This is a genomic window from Streptomyces sp. SAI-135, from assembly GCF_029893805.1.
Taxonomy (GTDB): Bacteria; Actinomycetota; Actinomycetes; order Streptomycetales; family Streptomycetaceae; genus Streptomyces.
On the sequence record NZ_JARXYP010000001.1, the window covers coordinates 450,255 to 474,006 of the forward strand.

The window sequence follows — 23,752 nt, forward strand, 5'->3', positions numbered from 1 at the left end:
GGAGGTTCCGGTGACACGGCCAAGGATCAAGGACGTCGCACGGCTCGCGGGCGTGTCGGAGAAGACGGTCTCCAACGTCATCAACGACTACGCGCATGTCTCCGAGCGGACCAGACGCGCCGTGCGCGATGCCATCGAGCAACTCGGCTACAAGGTCAATCTGGCCGGTCGCCATCTGCGCCAGGGCCGCACCGGCATCATCGCCCTCGTCGTCCCCGAACTGGACGTGCCGTACTTCGCCGAACTCGCCCGACACGTCATCCGCGAGGCGGAGCAGCGCTCCCTGACAGTGCTGATCCACGACACCGGCGCCGACCGCGACCACGAACTCGCCGCGCTGACCGGTTTCGGTTCCAGCTTCGTCGACGGAGTCATCCTCAGCCCGCTCGCCCTCACCCCGGACGACCTGCGCGACCGTGCGGGCGCCCCGCCCACCGTGCTGATCGGCGAACTGCTGGAGGAAGGCGCCGATCACGTCGCCATCGACAACGAGAAGGCGGCACGGGAGGCGACCGAGCACCTGCTCAGCCTCGGCCGCCGCTCCATCCTGGTCATCGGCGGCCGCGACGAGGCCGGCCTGGGCACGGCCGAGGCCCGTACCCGGGGCTACCTCGCCGCGCTTCGGGAAGCCGGCGTCGCATACGACCCGGGCGCCCTGCTGCCCGTCCGGTCCTTCGGGATGCCCGACGGCGCCGAGGCGGTCAACCGGGTGCTCGGTCAGGGCGGCCGCCCTGACGCGCTGCTGTGCCTCAACGACCAATTGGCGCTGGGGGCGCTGCGCGCCCTGTACGAGCACGGCATCCGGGTCCCCGAAGAGGTCGCCGTGATCGGCTTCGACGACGTCGAGGCCGGACGCTTCAGCGTCCCCACGCTGAGCACTGTCGCCCCCGACAAGGCCGCGATCGCCCGGGTCGCCGTCGAACTGCTGCAACGCAGGATGGACGAGGTCGCGGGACCCACCTCGCCGGACGCCTCCGCACCCGGCCCGCGGTCACCCCAGGACCTCGTGGTGGCGCACCGACTGGTACTGCGGGAGAGCACGGAAGGTGCCGGCGCAGCACGGTCGGCGGCGTGCCGGCCGACGACTGCCTGAGCCCCGGCACGGTCTCTGTGGCTCGTTGTGCGCGGGCCCGGATCAGGATGACCCAGTTGCCGTCGGGCAGGGCCAGTCGGGTCTCGGCCGTGCACCCGCCGTGCGGGGGGGGGGCCGCGCTGATGCCGTACATCCGGTGGGCCGGTCCGCGCCCCGCCGTGAAGTAAAGGAAATGACGGCCGCCTACCTGCACGGCGGCCATGACACCGGACAGCAGCACGCCCACGGCCCCGGTGTTCCACCGGTAAGCGAGTGGTGCGCGAGGTCTGGACAGCGGTCGGGGGGCGTGCTGTCATTTCGGCTGGCACATGGTTTCCAACGTTGGAAGAGCCGCCCCTACTTCGCGTCCTCACCGGTCTCCCGTCGCTCTTGTGGCCTGGTCCTGCCAGCCGGCCCCTGCGCGTGCAAGGAAAGGTTCGATGACAAGACAACGCCTCCGCCCCCGAGCCAGATGGTGGGCGCTGCTGGCCGCAGCCGCTCTTGTTGTGCCCCCGAGCGGTCTGGCCGCCACCGCGTCGGCAGCAGAGCCGACCGGCAGCGCCTCTGTGCACTCCACCGAAGCAGCCGATGTCGAGGTACACGGCCTGAAGGGCGAGTACTTCAGCATGTCGGCCCCCGGCGCACGGGACTTCGCCGAACTCGGTGGCACGCTGCTCGAACCGCAGATCAACTTCTCCGGTCTGACCAGCACCTTCCAGGATTTGACCGGCAAGACGGAGCACACGACCGCCCGTTGGACGGGACAGATCGAAGCACCGGCAACCGGCGACTACACCTTCTACGCCATCGGCGACAACGGCTTCCGCCTCTTCATCGACGGTGAGCCGGTCATCGACCACTGGGAGCCGGACTGGGACCGGGAGCAGACCAGCGCCGCGATCCGGCTGAACGCCGGTGAGAGGCACGACTTCCGTCTGGAGCTGTTCCAGGACTTCGGCGGGTCCAACATGTACCTGCGCTGGTCCGGCCCGGGTCTGGCCAAACAACTCGTGCCGATGTCGGCGTTCACCCCGCCCGAAGGCTTCGAGGTCTACCCGGTAGAGCTGAGCCTGACGGCCGACGGACGCCACCTGCGGGCCCGGTTCGAGGACGCGGTCGGTGGCATCGCGGCGGTCAAGGACCACTTGAAGGTCGAGGCCGACACCACGGCCATGCCCCTGGAGTCGGTGGCCGTGGCTCCCGGGGATCCCAACTCTCTGCTCGTCACACTCGCCGAGCCGGTCCAGAAGAACCAGGGGGTGCGGGTCACCTACGACGGCGCCGGCGGCCTGACGTCCGGCGGCGAGACCGTACCGAAGATCGTCCGCTACGCCGAGAACGCCTCCACCCACCGGCTCACCACCGTGTGGGGCGACAAGCTCGACAAGAACAACCCTCTGCCGGAGTACCCGCGTCCGCAGCAGGTGCGCTCCCAGTGGAAGAACCTCAACGGCCCTTGGCAGTTCAGTGGCGCCAAGGCGGGCGAGCAGCCGGTGTTCGGCAAGAACCTCGACGAGAAGATCGTCGTACCGTTCCCGGTGGAGTCACTTCTCTCCGGGGTGGAGCGGCACGAGGACCACATGTTCTACCGCAAGCTGGTGAACGTCCCCAAGGACTGGAAGGTCCGCAAGGACGGCAAGGGCAACCGGCTCAAGCTGAACTTCGGCGCCGTGGACTACCAGGCGCAGGTCTTCGTCAACGGCATCAAGGTCGCCGAGCACACCGGCGGCTACGACGCCTTCAGCGCCGACATCACCGACGCCCTCAAGGGCGCCGGCCCTCAGGAGGTCGTGGTCGCGGTCACCGACACCGGGGGCGAGAACCAGCCGAGGGGCAAGCAGTCCCCCAACCCGAGCGGCATCGTCTACACCCAGTCGTCCGGGATCTGGCAGACCGTCTGGATGGAGCCGGTCACCAACGCCGCCATCGATGACGTCGTCACCACTCCGGACATCGGCACGAGCAGCCTCGCCGTGACGGTGAAGTCCGACAAGGCGTCCGCCGGGGCTCGCGTCGAGGCGGTCGCGCGCGACAAGCGCGGCAAGGTCGTGGGCAAGGTGAGCGGGCCGGCCAACGAGCAGCTGCGGCTGCGGGTGGCAAACCAGCACCTGTGGAGCCCGGACGACCCTTACCTCTACGACCTGGACGTCAAGTTGACCGACGGCGGGTCGACCGACAAGGTCGGCAGCTACTTCGGTATGCGCTCCGTCGGCATAGCCAAGGTCGGCGGCTTCCAGAAGCTGGTGCTCAACGGCAAACCCATCTTCTCCCTCGCCACCCTCGACCAGGGCTTCTGGCCCGACGGCCTGTACACCGCGCCGAGCGACGAGGCCCTCGCGTTCGATCTCAAGGCGCACAAGGAGCTCGGCTTCAACGCCGTGCGCAAGCACATCAAGGTGGAGCCCGCGCGCTGGTTCTACCACGCGGACCGGCTGGGCCTGTTGGTCTGGCAGGACTTCGTTTCCGGCGCCTTGACCACCGACACCGCCCGGCGCGACTTCGTCGACCAGGGCCGGGAGATGGCGCGTGAACATCACGACTCGCCGGCCGTGGTGGGCTGGACCGTCTTCAACGAGGGCTGGGGCGAGTGGGACCGCACCGAGACCGGCAAGATCGCCGAGGCGCTGAAGGAAGCCGACCCGTCTCGCGTCGTCAACGCCCACAGCGGAGTCAACTGCTGCGATTCCAAGGGTGATTCAGGCAAGGGCGACATCATCGACCACCACGACTACAACAACGTGGACCCGCCGTTCCCCGACGACAAGCGGGCGGCGATCGACGGTGAGCACGGCGGCTTCACCCTGCGCGTCCCCGGACACATGTGGCCGGGCGCCCCGGCGGCGATCTACAGCGGTGTCGACGACAAGGACGCGCTGACCCGCAAGTACGTTGAGAACACCGCCAAGTTCTACCTCGACCAGGCCGCCGCCGAGCTGTCCGGCTCGGTGTACACCCAGATCTCCGACCTGGAGAACGAGCTCAACGGTCTCTACACCTACGACCGTCGCCAGATCAAGGTCGACCCGGTCCGGGTCCGTGAGATCAACCGCGAGGTCATCGCGGCCGGCGCCGCCGCGGGCGAGCGGCTTCCGCTCAAGGGCGGTGGGCACTGGGCCCTCGACGAGGGCACCGGGACCACCGCGAAGGACGACGGCCCGAACGCCAAGGCCCTGACCCTCAGCGACGGCACCACCTGGACGCCCGGCGTCAGGGGCAGTGCGCTGAAGTTCAACGGGCAGGGCCAGTACGCCGAGACCGACGGTCCGGTGATCGACACCACCGGCAGCTACACCGTCTCCGCGTGGGTGCGGCTGGACGAGCTGCCCGGCAACTACGCCACCGCGGTCAGCCAGGACACCCGGCGCCAGGCCAGCCCCTTCTACCTCCAGTACGGACAGGGCGCGTTCGCCTTCAGCACTCCGGGTGAAGCCCGAGCCCGGCTGGTCACCACCCCCGAGAGGGGCCGCTGGTACCACCTGGTCGGCGTGCGTGACAGCGCCGACAACACGATCAAGCTGTACGTCGACGGAAAGCCGGCGGCGAGTGCCACCGGCGGCCCGGCCTACCCCAGCACCGGTTCCCTGGCCGTCGGCCGCGCCCAGTGGGGCGGCAACGACACCGACTTCTGGAACGGCGCGGTCGACGAGGTCCACGCCTACGACAAGGCGCTCACCGCCGAGGAGGTGAGCGCGCTCTACGCGGACGAGAAGCCGTAGCGGTCAAGACGGCTCGGGCCCCGGCGGGATGTCCCTCCCGCCGGGGCCCTGCTCGTGCGCGCCGGTGTCACGCCGAACCCATGAACTCCTGGACGGAGGCATTCGGCAGGGGGGTGCCGGGTGGCCGGCTGGAGCGAGTACCGCCCGGCCGATCACACCGCCGTGGTGACGACCGCAAGCGGACGACGGCCACCCTCCCCGCCCCGGAGGGCGGGAAGGAACGATGCCGTATCCCGCTCACCGGCCCACCGTCGACAGGCGGGCAGGAGCGGTGGCGGGTCCCGCGACCGGCCGCCGCCCCCGTCAGGACAAGGTCACCGCGTCCCGGTCACGGTGCCCACGGGGCGTCGACGGCCCAGGTGGTGTCCTCCGCGAACAGGGCCGGGTTGTCCCAGGCGTGCGTGCCGCCCGGGGTGGCGAGCCATAGTTCGGCGTTGTAGTGGCGCAGGTACTGCTCCGGGAAGTTGTACGCGGACAGCCGTACGCCGCCGTTGGCGCCCCGGACGGGACAGAAGGTGGCGTCGGCCCGGTACAGGTCACCCGATCCGGCCTCCTTGTAGACGCGGAAGTCGCGGTGGCGCAGATACTGCCCGGGGTAGTTGCGCGACTCGAAGCTGTAGCAGGAGCTGTTGGCGAGTCCGGGGACGATCTTCCAGGTGGCGTCGTTCTTCAGCAGGGCGTCGCTGGCGCTGTTCACGATCTCAGTGAAGACCGCTCCGTCCTTGTGGCGCACGAACCGGTCCGTGTAGCCCGGGGTCGTCACCCGCAGCGACCGGTACTCGTTGACGGGCAGGGTGGGAGGGGCCGTCGACCCGCGGGAGGCATTGATCAGGGCCTGATTGGCGGCTCTCACCCGGGCCTCGTCGACCTTGACGACCTGACGGTCGTAGGTGAGCAGGCCGTTGACCTCGTTCTCGACGTCCGTGATCTCGGTGTAGACCGAGGCTGACAGGCCGCGGGGCATGCGCACTTCGCGGATCGCGTCGATGAGGCCCACGAACCGGTTGTCCAGGTGGGCCAGGTCGGGCTGGTCCTCGTAGCTGAAGCCGCCGCCGGGGTACCACTCGTGGCCGGTGACCCTGAAGCCGAGTCCGCCGAACTCGCCGAGGACGGCGGCGCGGGTGGAAGTGGGCACAGTGGTGCCGGGGCCGACGTAGACGTGATGGTCGACGACGTCGCCGTTGCCGCCGTCGACGGCGCCGCAGCAGTTGACGCCGCTCATGTTGTCGACCAGGCGTGAGGGATCGTAGGCCTTGACCTTGTCGGCGATGCGGGCCTGGTCGTACTGGCCCCAGCCCTCGTTCTGGTTGACCCACATGACCAGTGACGGGGTGCTGCGGTGCTGGTCGATGATGCGGTCGTACTCCGCCTCCCACTGGGTGCGGGCGGCGGCGTCCGGGGTGTGCTCCATGGACGGCATGTCCTGCCAGACCAGCAGGCCGAGCCGGTCGGCCCAGTAGAACCAGCGCTGCGGCTCGACCTTGATGTGCTTGCGGACCATGTTGAAGCCGAGGTCCTTGTGCTTTTGCAGGTCGTGACGGAGCGCGGCGTCAGTGGGCGCCGTGTAGATGCCGTCCGGCCAGTAGCCCTGGTCCAGGGTGCCGGTCTGGAAGACGAACCGGCCGTTGAGGACCGGCCGCAGGAGACCGTCGACCCGGGCGATGCCGATGGAACGCATGCCGGTGTAGCTGCCGGCCGAGTCGACCGTCGTGCCACCCGAGAGCAGGTCGGCCTTGACGTCGTAGAGGAAGGGGTCCTCCGGCGTCCACAGGTGCGGGTTCGGGACGGGCACGGTGAACTCGGTGCCGACCGGGCCGGTGGCGGTGCCGATGGTGGTACCGCCCGTGGAGACGGTGACGCGGGCCTGGTGACCACTCGTACCGGCGCCCCGGACGGTGACCTTGAGGCGGCTGTTCGCCAGGTCCGGCACCATGTCCAGGCGCGCGATGTGCGCGGGGGCGGTCGGTTCGAGCCATACGGTCTGCCATATGCCCGACGCGGCGGTGTAGAAGATGCCGCCGCCGGGGTGCGTGGCCACGTCGCGGATCCGTTGTTTGCCCACGGCCTGGCCACCCGTCTCGGTGGGGTCCCAGACGGAGACGACGATCGTGTTGGTGCCGCCGTTGAGGAGCTCGGTGACGTCGTAGGAGAAGGCGTCGAATCCGCCGCTGTGGGTGGCGCCCGCCTGACGGCCGTTGACCCAGACGGTGGTGCGCCAGTCACTGGCGCCGAAGTTGAGCTGGACGCGGCGGCCATTCCAGTCGGGCGCGACGGTGAACGTGCGTTTGTACCACAGCTTGTCGTTCTGGGTGATCTTGCGCCGGATGCCGGAGAGCGCGGATTCCGCGACGAACGGGACGCGGATCTGCTCGGTGAAGGCGGCCGGCTGTCCGGCGTCGGCCGAGGTGACGGCGAAGTCCCAGATGCCGTTGAGATTGGCCCAGTCCGGGCGGGTCAGCTGGGGGCGCGGGTACTCCGGCAGCGGTGTGTCGGTGGGGACCTGGTTCGTCCACGGGGTGGTCATGGGGGACGGCTTGGGCGTCCACGCCTGGGGCGCTGCGGTCGCGGGGCCGGTGGCCGTCAGGGCCGTGCCGCCGGCCAGGGCGAGAGCGAGGAGCGCGGTGGTGACCCACCGCGCTCCTCGTTTCAGCCGGGCCAACGGCCGTCTGTCCGCGGGTGCTTGACGCATCGTGCCTCCTTGGATCGTGGGGTGGGGAGACGTGCGCGTGCAGGGTGGCGGCCGGAGGGGAGTCCGGCCGCCCTGACCGGTCCCGGTGGCCGGGCCGTGAGGGCTCGGCCGCCGGGACTGGCCCGTCACAAGAGTTGCCGTCTGCGGCCGAGCCAGGTCTGGGCGATGACGACGACGGCGAGGAAGGCACCGCTGACGACCTGCTGGTAGGAGGAGTCGAGGGAGCCGATCTGGTTGATGACGTTCTGGATGACCTTCAGCAGCAGGACGCCGACCAGGGAACCGCTGACATAGCCGAGACCACCGGTCAGCAGGGTCCCGCCGATGACCACGGCGGAGATGGCTTCCAGTTCCATGCCGTTGCCGAGGATCGTCACGCCGGAGGCGAGCCAGGCGGCGTTGAGTGCACCGGCCAGGCCGGCGAGCAGGCCCGACAGGGTGTAGACGAGGATCTTTGTGCGGGCGACCGGGGCTCCCATCAGGGCCGCCGCGTCCTCGTTCCCGCCGACCGCGTACACGTGCTGCCCGAAGCGGGTGCGGCGCAACACGACGGCGCCCGCCACGAACAGGGCCAGGGTGATCCACACCGGATTGCCCAGGCCGAGTGTCGTGCCCTGGCCCAACTCGGCGAGGAGGGAGCCCTTGCCGATGAGGAACGTGTCCGCGCCCTCGTCGGTGATGGCCAGCAGCAGGCCACGCGCGCCCAGCATGGCGGCGAGCGTGACGATGAAGGGCGCGAGACGGGATCGGGCCACGAGCAGGCCGTTGACGACTCCGATCAGGCCGCACACGGCCAAGGGAAGCAACAGGGCGACGAGGGTGCCGTGCCGTGAGCCCCAGGCCGCGAGCACCCCGCCCAGGGCGAACAGCGAACCGACCGACAGGTCGATGCCGCCGGTGATGATGACGAAGGTCATGCCGAGGGCGACGATCGCCAGGAAGGCCGAACTGGTCGCCATGTTGCTGACGTTGTCGCCGGTGGCGAAGGAGTCGAAGGAGAGCGACGCCACCAGGGAGACGATCACCAGCACGGCCAGCGCGCCGTGCTGCTGGACGACGGCGCTCAGCCGTTCGGACCGGGCCGAGCCGACCGGCTCGCCCGTTCCCGCCGGGTCGTTGCTCGCACTGGTCACGGGTGCGTCCGCTTTCGTGACGGTCATCGCTTCCCCCGTCCCCGTGCCGCGTACACCGCGGCGACGATCACTATGGCCTGCGCGATCTGGGTCCAGGAGGGCGGCAGATCGTGCTTGATGAGGGTGGCGGTGAGCAGCTGGATGAGGACGGCTCCCGCCACGGTGCCGGCGATGTTGACCCGGCCACCGGTCAGCGGTGTGCCGCCGACGACGACTGCCGTGATCGCCGAGAGCTCCATCAGGTTGCCGAGCGAGGTCGGGTCGCTGGCCTGGAGACGGGCGGTGGCCAGCACACCGGCCACGGACGCGAGCAGCGCGCACACGATGTACACGATGATCAGTACGCGGCGCACCGGCAGACCGGCGAGCTGGGCCGCGGGCCGGCTGTCGCCGATGGCGAGGAGCTGGCGGCCGAAGGTGGTGCGGCGCACGACGAAGGCCACCAGCAGGGCCAGGACCGTGGCGATCAGGATGAGGTAGGGGATGCCGAGGATGTCGCCTGAGCCCAGGGACGCCAGGGCGGGGTTGCGCAGGTCCTCCAGCTGGGGCAGCAGCACCAGGGCGATGCCGCGGCCGCCGACCATGAGTGCCAGGGTGGCCACGATGGGCTGCACGCCGACCAGCGCGACGAGCGCGCCGTTGGCCAGTCCGACGGCGGCGGCGAACAGCGCGACCACGAGCAGCGCGGGCAGCAGCCCGTAGCCGAGGTAGAGCGCCGTGACGGACGCCGCCAGCGCCATGACGGCGCCGACGGACAGGTCGACGCCTTCGGTGCCGATGACCAGGGCCATGCCGAGAGCGACGATGATGACGGGCGCGACCTGCACCGCCTGGGTGCGGAAGTTCTCCGCGGAGAGGAAGTGCGGGGTGATGACGATGTTGACGAGGAGCAGGACGGCGACGCCGGCGTAGACGCCGTACGTCTGGAGCCACTGGAGCACACGGGTCTTGTCCAGCGGGGCGGTGCGCAAGGTGGCCTCAGCCATCGCTCGTCACCTCCTTGACGGGTTCCGCCGGGGTGTCCCCGGCGATGGTGCGCATGAGCCTCTCCTCGGTGACGTCGTCTCCGGTGAGTTCGCCGACGACGGCGCCGTCCTTCAGCACGACCACGCGGTCGGACCCTTCGATCAGTTCCTCCAGGTCGGAGGAGATGAGCAGGACGCCCAAACCGTCGGCGGCCAGTTCGTCCACGAGTTTTTGCACCTCCGCCTTGGCGCCGACGTCGATGCCGCGGGTGGGCTCGTCGAGCAGCAGCACTTTGGGGTTCATGGCGAGCCAGCGGGCGAGCAGCACCTTCTGCTGGTTGCCGCCCGACAGTTCGCCCACCTTCTGGTGCGGTGAGGACGCCTTGATGCGCAGCCGCTTCATGAACGTGTCGACGACGCTGTCGACGCGGGCCTCGGAGACGAGACCGAAGCGGGACAAGCGAGGCAGGACGGCGAGCGCAATGTTCTCCCGGACCGAGAGCCCGGGGACGATGCCCTCGCTCTTGCGGTCCTCCGGCAGCAGGCTGATGCCCGCACGGATGGCGGCCGGCGCGGACCCACCGCGCAACGGCACACCGGCGACCGTGACGCGGCCCGAACGGACCGGCAGCGCCCCGGAGATGGCCTTGGCCGTCTCGGTGCGTCCGGAGCCGAGCAGCCCGCCCAGCCCGACGACCTCGCCGGGCCGGATGCTCAGGGACACCCCGTGCAGCCTGTGCGGCACGGTCAAATCCGAGGCGTCCAGCACAGGTTCGGAGCCGGCGCTCTGGTGATCGCCGGTGAATTTGGTCAGGCCCTCCTCGCGGACCTCGCCCAGGTCCCGGCCGAGCATCCTGGACACCAGGGCGAGGCGGTCGAGGTCGGCCAGACTGCCGTGGTGGACGCGCCGGCCGTCGCGCAGCACGGTGACCGTGCTGCACACGGCGTACAGCTCGTCGAGGCGGTGACTGACGTAGACGACGGCGATCCCTGCGTCGCGCAGGCGACGGATCACCGAGAACAGGGTCTCGACCTCGCGTGGTTCGAGCGAGGAGGTCGGCTCGTCCATGATGACGACGCGCGCTTCGGTGGCAACGGCGCGGGCCAGAGCCACCATCTGCTGGGCACCGACGCCCAGGGTGCGCAACGGGCGGCGCACGTCCACCTGGACGCCGTAGCCGCGCAGGGTGTCCTCGGCCTCCCGGTTCATCCGGGCGAGGTCCAGCACGCCGAAGCGGTTGCGTGGTTCGCGGCCCAGGAAGAGGTTGCGGGCCACGCTGAGCAACGGGATCAGGTTGACCTCTTGGTAGATGGTCGAGATGCCCGCCTTCTGCGCCTCCAGTGGTGTGCCGAAAGAGACCGCCTGGCCCTGAAAGGTGATCTCGCCGGCGTCGGGGCGGTACACGCCGGTGAGGAGCTTGATGAGGGTCGACTTGCCGGCGCCGTTCTCGCCGATCAGCGCGTGGACCTCGCCGGCGTGCAGGGTGAGGTCCACATCGTCCAGTGCCCGGACGCCGGGAAAGCTCTTGCTCAGTCCGCGGACGGTGAGGACTTCGGCGGGGGGTGCCACCTGTGCCTCCAGGGAGAGAAGGGTGCGGAACGTGGTGCCGGGAAGGCGGTGGGGGCACGGCTGCCCGTGCCCCCACCGGAAGATCAGTAGGCCTTGCCGATCTCCGCCTTCGCGTTGTCCGCGGCGTAGGCGTTGTCCTGGATGATGACGTCCTGCGGGACTTCCTCACCCTTGGTGAAGGTGTCCAGCGTCTGGAACGCCAGCGGGCCGAACCGGGGGTTGGACTCGATGACGCCGCTGATCCAGCCGTCCACGATGCCCTGGACGGCGTTGCGGGTACCGTCGACCGTCACGATCTTGACGTCGCCGGCCTTCTTGCCGGCGCCCTTGAGCGCGGCCACCGCACCGAGGCCCATCTCGTCGTTCTCGGCGTAGATGCCCTTGATGCCGGGCTTCGACTGGATGAGCTGCTCGGTGACCTGCTGGCCCTTCTCACGGGCGAAGTCACCGGTCTGCTCGAACACCACCTTCAGGTCCGGAGCCTTCTCGGCGATCCGCTCCTTGAAGCCCTTGGTGCGCTCGGTGGTGACGTTGTTTCCGGCCGAGCCGAGGAGAATGGCGACCTCGCCCTTGCCGCCCGTGGCCTCGATCATCTGGTCGGCGGCCCGCTTGCCCTGTTCGACGAAGTCGGAGGCGATGAAGGACACGTAGTCCTTGCAGGCGGTGGCGTTGATCTTGCGGTCGATCGTGACGATCGGCACCTTCTTGGCGGCGGCGGCCTGCAGGACCGGGTCCCAGCCGTCGGAGTTGAGCGGGGCGATCACCAGGAGGTCGGCCCCCTTGGCGAGCAGGTCCTGCACGTCGCTGATCTGCTTGGAGAACTGCGACTGGGCGTTGGCCGTCAGCAACTTGACGCCCCGCTTCTTCGCCTCGTCCTTGATGGACTGGGTCTCGGCGATGCGGAACGGGTTCGCCTCCTTCTCCGATTGGGAGAAGCCCACGGTCGCCTTCTTCAGATCCAGCTTCTCGGCGCCGTAGGCGTCGATGGTGCACGACTTGCTGCCCGGCTTCGGTGCGACGGCCTTTTGTTCCGCGCCCGCGGCGGCCGAGGGCTTGGTGTCCTTGGAGGCGTCGTCCTCCGACTTGGCGCAGGCGCCGGCGGTCAAGGCAACCGCGGCGGCCAGGGCCACGACCCCGGGCCGGGTGAGGAGACGAGGACGGTGAGTGGTGCGCTGCATGGGGACCCCGATCCGGGTGACGCCGAAAAGGAACTGGGGAGCTGAACCAGGAACGGAAACGGTGCTTCTCCCCTGGCGGGCAACGTTGTCGGGCCCGCGCAAGGAGGTTTTTACATCGTTGGAAGGATGCTGTAAACCCCCTGTGCACACACCTGCGTGCATCGTGAGCAACCGGAGGTACGAGGGGAAGCGCTTACCGGCGCTTCGCCGTTCGCACAGCCTCCGTCCACCCGCGAACGCCGAGACGGCCTGGCAGGTTTGCCGCCGACGACTCCGCGCTGGGAGCGAGCCCAAGGACTTCCTGTGGCGGGGCCGGGGCGCTGCGAGCCCCCGGCCTCGGTCGTCGCGGCCATGTCGGGCCCGCGCGCGAAGCGCGGACGCAGGCCGGAACCCGCCCGTCTGGGGCGAAGGGCACGAAGAGGACGGACAGGTTCCGCGAAGGGTCTCAGGGTGCCGGTCGACCCGCGGGCCGCGGCCCGACCGGTCGGTCCTGGACCCCGTACTCCGGCGCCTCGCGTCCGAGGGTGCTCTCCCGTTCGACGAGGCGGTAGCCCGCCCAGACGCGGCGGGGTTCGGGGGCCGCGCCGCCGAGCCGAGCGAGCACCGACTCCACGGCGAGCCGGCCGATGGCCTCCTTGTCGGGCGACACGGAGGTGAGCGACACCGCGCCGAAGTGGCCTTCGACCACGTCGTCGAAGCCGACGACCGCGATGTCCTCGGGAACGCGCAGTCCGCGCTGGTGCAGGACGCGCATCGCGCCGATGGCCATCGGGTCGTTGTACGCGAAGATCGCGTCGGGGCGCCTGCCGTCATCGAGGAGGCGCGTCATGGCCGCCGCGCCGTCGGCATGCCCCCAGCCGTCGGTGGCAGCCACCAGCCCGTCGTCCGCCGGGAGCCCGGCGGCAGTGAGTTCCTCCCGCCAGCCCCGCACGCGCAACTGGGCGGGCTCGCTGCGGCCGCGTCGGGCGCCGATGAAGGCCACTTCCCGGCGCCCGAGAGCAATCAGGTGCCGGACGGCGGCGCGGGCCGCGGCGACATTGTCGATGGCGATGTGGTCGTACGGCAGGTCGTAGTCCCGCTCTCCCAGCAGTACCAGCGGAACGCTCTCCGCCCGGTCACGCAGGTCCTCGGTCTCCAACTCGATGGGACTCAGGATCAGTCCGTCGATGACGCGTGCGCGGAACCCCTGGCTGACCAGCAGCTCCTGCTCACGGCGTCCGCCGGTGTGGTCGAGCAGCACGATGTAGTCGTGGGCTGCGGCGGCGTTGATGACGGCGGCGGCGAGTTCGGCGAAGTAGGGGTTGCCGAGTTCGGGCAGGGCCAGTGCGATCATGCCCGTGCGGCCCTTGCGCAGGTGCCGGGCGGCCAGGTTGGGGCGGTAGCCGAGTGTGTCGATCGACCGCTGGACGCGTTCGCGCATCGCGGGAGTGACGTGCTGGTAGTTGTTGACCACGTTCGAGACGGTCTTGATCGAGACCCCCGCGTGGGCGGCGACGTCCTTGAGGCTGACCCGCACGGCATTCCCCTTCAAAGCGGCTCGGCTCGGGCGGTCGGGGTTGGCACGGTTCGTGCCATGCGCTTGGCGTCGAATCCCAGATCTGGCTCTTCCCACGGCGGCTTTTACAACGTTATACATCCGCCCGCTTCGCACTGACAAGGCGGTGGGTGAGCGTCCTGCACGAGCATCGCATCGCCGTGTCCGGCAGGCCAGCCATATGGCCTGGAACCTTCAGCGGCGTGAGGAGAGGAGTCGGGGAGCGCCGCCCACGGCACCCCGCGGTCATGGCCGCAGAGGCACCTATGGTCTCGGCGGGCTCACAATCGTCCCGGTTGGCTGGCCGACAAAGGGACTCGGGACCCGTAGGGCTTTCGCCACACGGATCGTGTCGCCATACGGGGTCTCGCGGGTCGGTGCCTCGCAGGCACCCCCCGCTGTCATCACCCCGCACCCGCGCTCCTGCCGAAGGAACGGTGGATCAGGCATGCGCACCCAGCTGACGTCGGTCCGGTGCGTACTGGGTGACGCAGGCGGACGAACATTTCACACATCACCCTCATGGCCGGGCAGCGACTCGATCCACCGCGCGACATGGTCATGCAAAGCCCCCGGGTCGAGCGAGCGGCCGTCTGCGTTGTCCGCTCGGATCTCCGTCACCGGTATGCCCGCCTGGCGCAGGGCGTGTGTGGTGAACCAACTGCTGCGGCTGTCGGGGCTGATGAGGTGGACCACTCCGTCGACCCGGTGGGCTTTCCTTGACGTACCACTCCACCGACCACGGCGGTGTGTACATCTGGTCGCGGAAGGCACAGAACCTGGCGGCCAGAGCGCGCAGCGGGTCGTCGCCGTAGCGGGCGTAGGCGTCGGCCGCGAGGGCGAGGTACATGGACCAGACGAAGACCGCGCCGTGCGACTGCTCGAAGGAGCGGTAGAAGTCCATGTCGAACCAGAGCGGCCGATCAACATCAACCGGTGCCGCTCCTCGGGGACGACCGCCCGTCCCTCGGCCACCAGCGAACCCACCTCGCGGTAAAGGGACTCTGCCGCCGAGGTCGCCCAATGCGTCCCGCGGTGCTATTGCGGGATCATCACCGCGGGGATGATGTCATCGACCGGCACCGGACATCGGGGTGCGGTGGCTAGCAGATCGCGGGTCCTGCGGTTCCACTCGGCCTGCTCGTTGGACAACGCCATGACTGGCTCGGTCACGACCGGCACCGCTCCTCGGCCGGACTCATCGATCTGCTGTGCGAGTTCGGGATCAGCAGGTCCAGCGCCCGCGCGGCGATGAACCGGCTGCTGCGACGGGGCGTCGTCGAGGTCCGCAAGTCGGGCCGCCAGACCTTCTACCGCCTCGCCGGCCAGGCCGCCGAGCGAGTGAGCGCGGGCGCCCGGCGCATCGCCGCCTTCGGCCTGGACCCGGACTGGGACGGCCACTGGACCGTCGTCGCGTTCTCCGTGCCCGAGGATCGGCGTGACAGCAGACACCTGCTGCGCTCCCGGCTGCGCTGGTTCGGCTTCGCACCGCTCTACGACGCGGTGTGGGTGTCCGCCTCCGCGACCGCCGCCGACGCCCAGGCCGTGCTGAAGGAACTCGACATCATCACGGCGACGGTCCTGCGCGGGACCACCGACCTCACGGCGGACCGCTCGCCCCTGGCCGCCTGGGACCTGGACGCCCTGGCCGAGGTCTACGCCTCCTTCATCGACGAGACCCGCCCCTTACTGCAGGAGGCGCTGGCCGGTCAGGTCACGCCACGACACGCGCTGATCGCCCGCACCCGCCTCATGGACACCTACCGGCGCTTTCCAAGTGTCGACCCCGGTCTCCCGAGCGACTACATGCCGAACGAATGGCCCCGCGACGAGGCACGCGCACTGTTCACCCAGGCGTACAACGCCCTGGGCCCACTGGCCGAGACACGCATCAAACAGATCATGGGCGCCCACGACGGGGACGCCGCCGCACAGGCGCGGTTCCAGTCGGTGAACTGACGCCGGCCGGCGTCGCCGGAACCGTCGGCACGGCCGCGAGAACCGGGACGCCCGAGGCTGCTCAGCAGGCCGCCCACGTGGCAGTGGTGCGGTATGCGGTCAGTTCGGCGAGTTCGCTGTCATGGGCCTCGATGATCTGCCGGAACCGCAGCGCCGCCAGCGGGGCCAGCCCGTCAAAAAGAGCGGCGAAGAGTTCACAGGCCTGTGCCCGCGGCCAGTCGGCGGGCAGCAGCTTCTCCGGCAGATTCGGATCCAGCCCGGGAAAGACGCGCCAGGCGTCGAAGACCTTGGTCCGATGGACCAGCGCCGCACTTGGCGGCAGGGCCCCGGCCTTCATCTGCGCCAGGGTTTCCCGCTGATCGCTGATGAACTGCCGGTACGACGCGGCGACGTCGTCCAGGTCCCACGCCCTCAGCGGAGAGGCACCACCGGCCTCCGAAGCCCTCAGCACGGTCAGGTTCTCCACCCCCGCGGCCCGCAGAATCGGCGTGAGCGAGCCGGGATCGGCGTGCGCGGACACCCACAGGCCGTCGAAGAGAGGAGCGAACCCGAGCCACCGCAGGTAACTGCGCACACGATGGCGTACGTGCCGCTCCTGTTCGGGCACGCTGAAGGCAGCGACCGTCCACAGACCGTCCCAGTCCTGGGCTTCACTGCCGAATCGCACGATGCTGGCGTTCTTCTGCCGGCTGTCCTCCCGCCCGCTGTCACTCAGCCGCAGATACGACTGTCGCCCAGATTTCTCGGCCGCGAGAACGCCACGCTTGACCAGCCTGTTGGCCGTCGCCCGCGCGCTCGTCTCGCTGATGCCGAACTCGGCCAGCAGGGCGATGAGCCCGCTCATCGGCAGGGCCGCCGGACTGTCCAGCCAGTACTCCCCCAAGAGCGTCGTCAGCAGCCGCTGTGGTGACGCACCCGTCTGCTGGCGCGGGAGGACACTGCCCTCCTCGGCGCGTCGCAGAACCAGCGCCTCCAAAGACGGCTTCTCCAGTGACATTCCGCCAGCTTATCCGGCACCGCAGCAGCCGTCAGCCACGCCGCCGCCGGCCGCAAGTCCACGCCATGCACAGCGGCTGGAGTCTCTTCACGGCCGACCGACAGGAGGGTCATGCCTGAGGATGCAGCTGCCCGACGACTTATTTTGCGGGGCAATTGAATCAAACGGCCCCGCACGCTCACTTACCGCGATCGATCGCAACGTTCTGCGAGGCTGTCGGTGACTGACTCGGGGTTGCCCCAATGGCCTCTCCCAGGGACCTGTAACGGCGACGGTTACGTCGGGCCAGTGGAGCGGGGCGGAACCCTGACCCGGGACCAAACACGAATCACCGGACTAAACGCTCGGTAACAACCGTGCAGTACGGTGTTCAACCATCGAAGCCGGCCGATCGCGGGGAGGATGCCATGACGCTGGGGCCCGCAGGGGTGTCGGACACCGAGGAGTCCGCCTACCGGCATCTCATGACGGTCAGTCAGGCATCGGCCGAGGACGTCGCCTCGCACACCGGTCTGAGCCTGACCGAGGCCGCGGCGGCCCTCGATGCGCTGGCCGCCAAGGGAATGGCGAGCCACACCGACACGCTGCCGCGGCACTTCCGCGCCACTCCCCCCGATGTGGCACTGCTGCCCCGGCTCAGACAGAACGCCGACGCACTCGACGTCGCCCGCGCCGAAGTCACCAATCTGCTGCAGACATACCGCGACACCATGCGTCGGCGGGACGCCAGCGAACTGATCGAGGTCATCACCGGCGCCGAAGCCCTGCGCCAGCACCTGCGACAGATCCAGGCAAATGCCCAGCACGAGATGCTCTGGTTCTGCAAGGCCCAGTACGTGGCCATGCCGTCGGGCAGCAACGACTCGGAATTCGAGGCCCTGGGCCGCGGCGTGCACTACCGGGTGCTGTACGAGAAGGCCTTCTTCGACGACGAAGGGGCCGTTGACAACGTTGTTTCGGGGATGCGCGCCGGGGAGATCGCCCGCGCGGTCCCGCACCTGCCGCTGCGCCTGGCGATCGCTGACCGTTCCATCGCGGTCTGCCCGCTCGTGCCCGGCGGCCCGCGGGGCAATCCCGACGAACCGACCGCAGCGCTCCTGCGCGACAGCAGTCTGCTCGCCGCCCTCATCGCCCTCTTCGAACGCTACTGGGAGGACGCCGTCCCCCTGGCCATCGACGCATCCGGCACGGTCGCCGACACGGACGGGGGCGGCGGGCCCGACCCGCTGTCCGCCTTCGACCGGCGCCTGCTCGCCCTCCTGGTGGTGGGGGTCACCGACAAGGCAATGGCCACCCAACTGGGCCTGAGCCGCCGCACGGTACAACGGCACATCCAGCGCCTGATGGAACTGGCCGGAGCGGGCACCCGCATGCAGTTGGCTTGGCAGGCCGCCCGCCGAGGCTGGCTCTAACGGGCACCGGACGCCACTGACGACACCGCGGACGCGGTCCAGCCCGCAGCACCTGGGTTGGTTCAAGGATGTCCAACTGCGCCACCCGGCAGGGCCGGCGGTCGGGGGCCGCGGTCGCCGCTGCCAGGGGCCGGCGTCCCGCAGCGCTCGCGAAGTCGACCTTGCGGCCCACTGGGCCGGGGGATCGCGAGGCGGCGACGAAGGCGGTTCGCAAGGTGACGCAACGGCTCATCGGCCACCTGCCATGCCAGGCCGGCGTCATCGGCCGCCCTGGCGGCGCGACCTTCACGCCGCCAGGAACACCCGCGCGCCGCCCACAACCAGCAGGACGGCGGTGCCCGCCCGCAGCAGGACTCCGTCCGCGTCCATGGCGGCGAGCCCGCCCCAATCGTCGGCGCGCCCAGGGTTCCCGCCCCGGAACCGGACGGGCTCTCGGCGGCCGCGATCGACGGGGCTCACATTGCACCGCTTCGGATCGTCTAACGCATTCTCCCAACCCCGCCCGAAGCAGACCAAGTTGACCTCGACGGTTCAGGCGCTGGTCGCCCGCCAGCGGGTGGGGCTCGTGCCGGTCGCGTGGCGGAAGGATGCTGCGAAGTGGGATGGGGTGGCGAACCCTCACCGATAGCCGATCTCGGTCACCGGGAGGGCGGTGGTGGCCAGGAGCCGTTTCGCCTCTGTGATGCGCAAAGCGATGAGATGGCGCCACGGCGACAGCCCGGTGGCCTCACGGACGACCTGCGCCAGGCGGGCTTCACCGACCCCTGCCAAGGCGGCGAGTTCCCGGAGGGACGTGCTTCTTCCGACGGCGTCGCGGAACACGCTGAGCACGCGCGGGGTCAGTTCGTCCACGGCGACACCTCGGGTCTTTCAGGCTCGCCTTCGAGCATGTGCCCTGCAGTGCCCGACGTTAAAATTTTCCCATGAACAGGCAGCCCCCGACGCTGGAGGATGTCGCGCGGGAGGCCGGGGTCTCCCGCGCCACCGTGTCGCGGGTCGTGAACGGCGTGCGCAACGTCGATCCCCACATCCAGGACCTGGTCCGCAGCGCGATCGAACGGACGGGCTACACGCCGAACAGCGCCGCGAGGGCACTGGTCACCCGACGCACCGGAGCCCTGGCCCTCATCATCTCCGGCGCGGGCGACACCTTCGCCGGCCGCGTGTTCGCCGACCCCTTCTTCGGTCGCGTAGTCAACGGCGTCGTCGGGTATCTGCGGACGCGCATGATCCAACCCGTGCTGCTGTTTGCTGAGTCGGAGATAGCCGGGAAGCAGGTGGTCGACTATGTGCGGCAAGGCAGCGCGGACGGCGCGCTGGTGGTCTCCATCCAATCGGACGACCCCTTGCCGCACATGCTCCTTGCCGCCCGCGTCCCCACGGTGCTGTTCGCCCGCCCCGCCCGGACGACACCGGTCAGTTACGTCGACCTTGATCATTACGCGGGGGGACGTCTGGCCGGAGAGCGTCTCCTGGCTCGCGGCTGCCGACGTATCGCGGCGATCGGCGGACCCGCGGATCTGAGGGCCGGCCGGCAACGCCTCGCCGGATTCCGTGATGCCCTGGCGCGCGCCGGGCATGGCAGCCCTGCGACGGCCGAGGGTGTCTTCACTCTGGACAGTGGGGCGGCTGCCATGGTCGCGCTGTTGCGGGACCAGCCCTCGGTGGACGGCGTGTTCGCCGCCAACGACCTGATGGCACAGGGCGCCTGCCAGGTGCTTCGAGAGCTGGGCAGGCGCATACCGGAGGACGTCGCCGTCGTCGGGTTCGACGACTCCAGCGTCGCCGTGACGTGCCGCCCGCCGCTGACCACCGTGCGCCAGCCGGTGGAGGAGATGGCGGCGGCCATGGCCAGGATGCTGGAGGAGCAGGTCCAGAGCCCTCGCGCCGAATTTCGCGCCCTCCTCTTCGAGCCGGCGCTGGTCGTACGCGAATCCGGCTGACCGGCGCCTTCGTGGCGGTTGGGCGCCCAGCGGTTCGGCCGACGTGGCTGGCAGGGGCACGGCATCGCGTGGCAACCCGCGGTGGCCCGCCGCTGGGTTCCTTCCCTGTCCGGGGTCCCGGCCGGCAGCGGAAAGAGCCCGACGGCACCCGCACCGGGCGAATGCCGTCGAGCTCGTGGACACCAGCTGGGTCAGGGCAGCCGGTAGTCCTGGTTCAGCACCGCCCCGCGCTCCGGGTGGTTCTGGTCGTAGCCGCGGGCGTCGCACTGGAGGCCGCCCACGATGCAGTGGTCGACCAACGCACTGAGGGTCCGCTCCTCCCACGCGTTGAAGAAGTCGTAGTGGAAGGAGTACCCGCGTCCGCTGGCCAGGCGGACCTGGCTCATGTCGCCGTTGACCGGGAAGGCCATCTTGAACTCGATCATCGGCAGGGCGACCGGGTGGGAGGCCGGGCACATGTTGTCGTTGGTGCCGGGCTTGACGACCGGGTAGGCCATGTGGCTCTTGTGGTCGGGTGTGTCGAGGTACCGGCCGTCCCAGCAACTGGGCGCCTGGAAGCGGATGTTGAGCTGGACCTCCGGCCGACTCGGGCAGCTCGCCGGGAAGTCGACGTTGAAGAAGCTGTCACCGCACTCCCAGCCCTCGACGAATCCCTTGTGACTGCGGAACTCCTGGGCGCTTTGCATGGGGTCGCCGACCACGAACCGCAGTCCCTTGGGGAAGGGCCGCACACTGGTGTAGTCGGTGACACCTGCCTTGTAGTAGATGACCTGCGGCCCGACCGGAAGGATCTTCTTGTCCCCGTTGTACAGGGACGGCATCCAGTACGCGGAGGCGTCGGCCGGGGCCAGACAGGTGGTGTTGCCTCCGTAGAGGCTCGCCGTGGTGCTGCCGGCGTGCGTTGTCGTGTTCCCCATGAAGGTGTGGTCGTGGGACTTTCCGGGCTGGCCCGGATACACGATCGGGTCGTCCGGCGCGGTGTGTGTGACGGCGCAGTTGGCCTGGAACTCCTTGTGGTAGCGCGGCGGCGGAGTGGCATCGGACGGGGTCACGCCGGTGACCGGGGGTACGGCCGGGATGTACCCGTCGCCGTCGGGGTCGTCGCCGGACGCCTGGGTCGACACCGCCATCGTGTGCCCGGTGTGACCACCGGCCGAGGCAGCCACGACGTCGCCGGGGCCGGCCGCCGTGGCGACGGTACCGATTCCGAGGACGCTTGCGAGGAGTGCGGTGCCAAGCAGCAGCGCGGGGAGTTTCGAACGTGGTCTCATGGGGCCTCCTTGCCCGCCGAGGTGCCGAGTGGGGGTGGTGCGAGAGGGCGCCGCCGGGCGCCCTTCGCCGTCGTCAGCTGTAGATGCCGAACTCGTGCAGCGAGTAGCCCCAGCCGGTGCCACGCGCCGTCAGGTTCAGTCGTACGTATCGTGCGGTCGCCCCGACATCGACGGTGTCTACGTCACCGTTGCCGGTGGTCGTGGAGTGGACGGTGCGCCAGGCGGTGCCGTCGTCCGAGAGCTGGACCTCGTAGGACTTGGCGTAGGCGGGATCCCAGACCAGTTGGAGCGTACGGATGGGGGTGGCGGCGCCGAGGTCGACCCTGATCCACTGCGGGTCGCTCCAGTCGCTGGCCCATCGGGTGTCTGCCCGGCCGTCCGTCGCCTTGGCGGGTTCGCACGGGCAGTCGCCGTACGAGGGCTGGAAGGAGGAAGCTGTGGTGGGCTTGTTCAGCGCCATGTTCGTGCCGGCGACCGGCGGGGCGACGACCTTGACCGACTTCGTCTCGATGCCGGCGTTGCCGCGGCCGTCCTCGGCCTGGATGTACACCTTCCAGACACCGAGCTTCTCGGGCGCCGTCACGGCGAAGGTGCCGTTCCCGGTGGATCGCCACTTGGCCTCGACCAGGCGCTTGTCACCGCTCGCGTAGTTGCCGCTGAGGAAGATCTTGTAGGTGACCGGGTCGCCGTCGGGGTCACGCACGTCCGCGCGGACGGTGAACTCGGCGCCCGCCGGGGCGGACGAGGCGGGGCTGACGCTCATGTTCGAGATGACGGGCGGAGTGTTGTCGTTGCCCGCCGTTCCGGTGTAGGCCCTCTTGACGGCGTAGTAGGAAAGCCTCTTCAGCCCGTCGGGCACAAGGTTGAACCAGACCCCGCCGAAGTCGTGCTCGATGCCGTAGTGGAAGAGGGTGGCACCGAGCGCGACGCCCCGGTGTCCGGTGACGCAGTTCCACGCCTTCGTGTACCCCTCGGCCTTCTGCACGTCGGTCGGCTCGTCGGGAACGCCGTTGGCGTCGTCGGGCACCTCCCACTCGCCTGCCGGCCCGCTCTCGGTGATGATGTACGGCTTGGTGTAGCCGCCCTGCTCCCAGTCCTCCCGCACGCCGCAGATGTTGCCGTAGGAGTTCATCGAGTAGAGGTCCAGATCGGGCGCGTTGCGCTTGTAGTACGGCCATGCTCCCGTCCAGGCGTCGGTCGAGGTGACGGGATGGTCGGGATCGATGCCGTGGATCCTCTTTGCGACGTCGTTGACGAAGCTGGTGTAGGCGTTGCGCTGCGTCTCCAGCTCCGCCCCGCTGTAGCAGTTCTGCAAGCCGAGAACCGACTCGTTGCCGACGTTCCACATGAGGGTCGCCGGATGGCTCTTGTACGCCTCCACCCACCTGGCGAACTCGGTGAGCATGTTGTTCTTGTACGTGGTGTCGGTGGCGTAGTTGACACAGCCGCCGGAGCCGGGGCCGCCGCCGGGCTGCAGCCAGAAGCCGTTCACGACGCGTATACCGTGCTGCGCTGCGGTGTCGAGGAGTGGCTTGGTGGAGGCGTCGGTGCCCCAGGTGCGGATCGTGTTGACGCCCATGGACTTGACGTCGGGCATGTACTTCGGGGCGTCGGCGATAGCGGGTCCCCAGGTCAGCCCCTTGACTGTGTACGGCTGGCCGCCGACGGTCAGTTGCCAGTTGCCCTGCGAGCCGGTGACGTCGACCGCGCCTGAGGCGGGTGGTGTGCCGTCCGTGCTCCCGTACACCTGGAACTCCCATAGGGAGTAGCCGTAGGCGCCGGAACGCTCGGTGCCCAGCATGCGGACATAGCGTCCGGAGCCGGAGACGGCGACCTCGTCCGTGCCGCCGTCACCGCCGGTCACCGTGTTCAAGGTCCGCCAGTCCGTGCCGTTGTCGGATGCCTGGACCTGGTAGCTCTTGCCGTACGCGCCTTCCCAGGTCAGCACGACCCGGCTGAGGTCGGATCGCTGTCCGAGGTCGACCTGCAACCACTGCGGATCGCTCCAGTTGCTGGCCCAGCGGGTGCCGGTGAGGTTGCCGTCGACGGCTGCCGAGGGGCTGTATCCGTCGCCTTCCTGGGACGAGGCGGTGGCGGGCCGGCCCTGGGAGAGCAGGGTCTCGGCCGCCTGGGCCGGTGGAGCGACGAAGACGAGTGATGACGCGATCAGTGCGCCGAGGACGAGCGGAGGGACGGCGCGGCGGCCTGCTGGTCTGCGGTGCGGGGCGGCTGTGGACACATCTGCTCCTACTGGGTGGGGGGAGAGCCGACGGTGACGGCTGGCGGACCACCGCGGGATGGCCCCGCCGGGCC

Annotated in this window: 17 protein-coding genes and 1 pseudogene; 5 read left to right on the forward strand and 13 right to left on the reverse strand. The window is 69.5% G+C overall.

The window, feature by feature from the left end; translation table 11 throughout:
* Positions 1-10 precede the first annotated feature (10 nt).
* Positions 11-1,093, forward strand: a complete 1,083-nt coding sequence (locus M2163_RS02165) for a LacI family DNA-binding transcriptional regulator (RefSeq protein ID WP_280892964.1) — start codon at positions 11-13, stop codon at positions 1,091-1,093.
* 61 nt (positions 1,094-1,154) lie between these two features.
* Here M2163_RS02165 and M2163_RS02170 read toward each other — a convergent pair.
* Positions 1,155-1,286: pseudogene (locus tag M2163_RS02170) on the reverse strand (hydrolase); the annotation flags it as partial.
* A 226-nt stretch (positions 1,287-1,512) separates the two neighbouring features.
* Here M2163_RS02170 and M2163_RS02175 point away from each other — a divergent pair.
* On the forward strand, positions 1,513-4,788 hold the full coding sequence (locus M2163_RS02175) for a LamG-like jellyroll fold domain-containing protein (protein WP_280892965.1): 3,276 nt from the start codon (positions 1,513-1,515) through the stop codon (positions 4,786-4,788).
* 328 nt (positions 4,789-5,116) lie between these two features.
* On the opposite strand, the gene M2163_RS02180 is transcribed toward M2163_RS02175, so the two are convergent.
* The 7 genes from M2163_RS02180 to M2163_RS02210 form a co-directional block, all read right to left on the reverse strand.
* Entirely contained in the window at positions 5,117-7,477 is a 2,361-nt protein-coding gene (locus M2163_RS02180; RefSeq protein WP_280892966.1) for an AbfB domain-containing protein, read from the reverse strand.
* A 125-nt stretch (positions 7,478-7,602) separates the two neighbouring features.
* The gene (locus M2163_RS02185; protein WP_280892967.1) at positions 7,603-8,637 is read right to left on the reverse strand and encodes an ABC transporter permease; all 1,035 of its coding nucleotides are present in this window, start codon (positions 8,635-8,637) and stop codon (positions 7,603-7,605) included.
* The gene (locus M2163_RS02190) at positions 8,634-9,596 is read right to left on the reverse strand and encodes an ABC transporter permease (RefSeq protein ID WP_280892968.1); all 963 of its coding nucleotides are present in this window, start codon (positions 9,594-9,596) and stop codon (positions 8,634-8,636) included. The genes M2163_RS02185 and M2163_RS02190 overlap by 4 nt, the downstream gene beginning before the upstream one ends.
* The gene (locus M2163_RS02195) at positions 9,589-11,145 is read right to left on the reverse strand and encodes a sugar ABC transporter ATP-binding protein (protein ID WP_280892969.1); all 1,557 of its coding nucleotides are present in this window, start codon (positions 11,143-11,145) and stop codon (positions 9,589-9,591) included. Before M2163_RS02195 ends, M2163_RS02190 begins: the two co-directional genes overlap by 8 nt.
* Before the next feature lie 83 nt (positions 11,146-11,228).
* Complete coding sequence (locus M2163_RS02200; protein ID WP_280854778.1) at positions 11,229-12,323, reverse strand: ABC transporter substrate-binding protein; 1,095 nt, start codon at positions 12,321-12,323, stop codon at positions 11,229-11,231.
* Between the two features lie 445 nt (positions 12,324-12,768).
* Positions 12,769-13,839 (reverse strand): LacI family DNA-binding transcriptional regulator, encoded by a 1,071-nt coding sequence (locus M2163_RS02205; RefSeq protein ID WP_280854777.1) that lies wholly within the window; start codon positions 13,837-13,839, stop codon positions 12,769-12,771.
* Between the two features lie 1,056 nt (positions 13,840-14,895).
* The gene (locus M2163_RS02210; RefSeq protein WP_280854776.1) at positions 14,896-15,030 is read right to left on the reverse strand and encodes a hypothetical protein; all 135 of its coding nucleotides are present in this window, start codon (positions 15,028-15,030) and stop codon (positions 14,896-14,898) included.
* A 27-nt stretch (positions 15,031-15,057) separates the two neighbouring features.
* Here M2163_RS02210 and M2163_RS02215 point away from each other — a divergent pair, with 27 nt between their 5' ends.
* The gene (locus M2163_RS02215; RefSeq protein ID WP_348541528.1) at positions 15,058-15,816 is read left to right on the forward strand and encodes a PaaX family transcriptional regulator C-terminal domain-containing protein; all 759 of its coding nucleotides are present in this window, start codon (positions 15,058-15,060) and stop codon (positions 15,814-15,816) included.
* Between the two features lie 61 nt (positions 15,817-15,877).
* Here M2163_RS02215 and M2163_RS02220 read toward each other — a convergent pair whose 3' ends face one another.
* Positions 15,878-16,813: a PaaX family transcriptional regulator C-terminal domain-containing protein gene (locus M2163_RS02220; protein WP_280892970.1), complete on the reverse strand. Its 936-nt coding sequence runs from the start codon at positions 16,811-16,813 to the stop codon at positions 15,878-15,880.
* A 407-nt stretch (positions 16,814-17,220) separates the two neighbouring features.
* On the opposite strand from M2163_RS02220, the gene M2163_RS02225 reads away from it, so the two are divergent.
* Positions 17,221-18,225, forward strand: a complete 1,005-nt coding sequence (locus tag M2163_RS02225; RefSeq protein ID WP_280892971.1) for a LuxR family transcriptional regulator — start codon at positions 17,221-17,223, stop codon at positions 18,223-18,225.
* A gap of 285 nt (positions 18,226-18,510) precedes the next feature.
* Here M2163_RS02225 and M2163_RS02230 read toward each other — a convergent pair whose 3' ends face one another.
* Positions 18,511-18,684 carry a hypothetical protein gene (locus tag M2163_RS02230; RefSeq protein WP_280854774.1) on the reverse strand — a complete coding sequence of 58 codons (174 nt, stop codon included), beginning with the start codon at positions 18,682-18,684 and terminating at the stop codon, positions 18,511-18,513.
* A 159-nt stretch (positions 18,685-18,843) separates the two neighbouring features.
* Positions 18,844-19,077: a helix-turn-helix domain-containing protein gene (locus M2163_RS02235; protein ID WP_280854773.1), complete on the reverse strand. Its 234-nt coding sequence runs from the start codon at positions 19,075-19,077 to the stop codon at positions 18,844-18,846.
* Positions 19,078-19,148: 71 nt separating this feature from the next.
* Here M2163_RS02235 and M2163_RS02240 point away from each other — a divergent pair, with 71 nt between their 5' ends.
* Positions 19,149-20,168 carry a LacI family DNA-binding transcriptional regulator gene (locus M2163_RS02240; protein ID WP_280854772.1) on the forward strand — a complete coding sequence of 340 codons (1,020 nt, stop codon included), beginning with the start codon at positions 19,149-19,151 and terminating at the stop codon, positions 20,166-20,168.
* Positions 20,169-20,359: 191 nt separating this feature from the next.
* Here M2163_RS02240 and M2163_RS02245 read toward each other — a convergent pair whose 3' ends face one another.
* Positions 20,360-21,439, reverse strand: coding sequence for a DUF1996 domain-containing protein (locus M2163_RS02245; protein ID WP_280854771.1), 1,080 nt, complete (start codon positions 21,437-21,439; stop codon positions 20,360-20,362).
* A 73-nt stretch (positions 21,440-21,512) separates the two neighbouring features.
* Positions 21,513-23,678: a discoidin domain-containing protein gene (locus M2163_RS02250; protein ID WP_280854770.1), complete on the reverse strand. Its 2,166-nt coding sequence runs from the start codon at positions 23,676-23,678 to the stop codon at positions 21,513-21,515.
* Between the last annotated feature and the right edge of the window lie 74 nt (positions 23,679-23,752).

Bases quoted from the DNA above. Each gene is read 5' to 3' on its own strand.
- M2163_RS02175 (WP_280892965.1), top strand. From the start codon at position 1,513: ATGACAAGACAACGCCTCCGCCCCCGAGCCAGATGGTGGGCGCTGCTG.
- M2163_RS02180 (WP_280892966.1), bottom strand. From the start codon at position 7,477: ATGCGTCAAGCACCCGCGGACAGACGGCCGTTGGCCCGGCTGAAACGA.
- M2163_RS02185 (WP_280892967.1), bottom strand. From the start codon at position 8,637: ATGACCGTCACGAAAGCGGACGCACCCGTGACCAGTGCGAGCAACGAC.
- M2163_RS02190 (WP_280892968.1), bottom strand. From the start codon at position 9,596: ATGGCTGAGGCCACCTTGCGCACCGCCCCGCTGGACAAGACCCGTGTG.
- M2163_RS02200 (WP_280854778.1), bottom strand. From the start codon at position 12,323: ATGCAGCGCACCACTCACCGTCCTCGTCTCCTCACCCGGCCCGGGGTC.
- M2163_RS02220 (WP_280892970.1), bottom strand. From the start codon at position 16,813: ATGTCACTGGAGAAGCCGTCTTTGGAGGCGCTGGTTCTGCGACGCGCC.
- M2163_RS02225 (WP_280892971.1), top strand. From the start codon at position 17,221: ATGACGCTGGGGCCCGCAGGGGTGTCGGACACCGAGGAGTCCGCCTAC.
- M2163_RS02240 (WP_280854772.1), top strand. From the start codon at position 19,149: ATGAACAGGCAGCCCCCGACGCTGGAGGATGTCGCGCGGGAGGCCGGG.
- M2163_RS02245 (WP_280854771.1), bottom strand. From the start codon at position 21,439: ATGAGACCACGTTCGAAACTCCCCGCGCTGCTGCTTGGCACCGCACTC.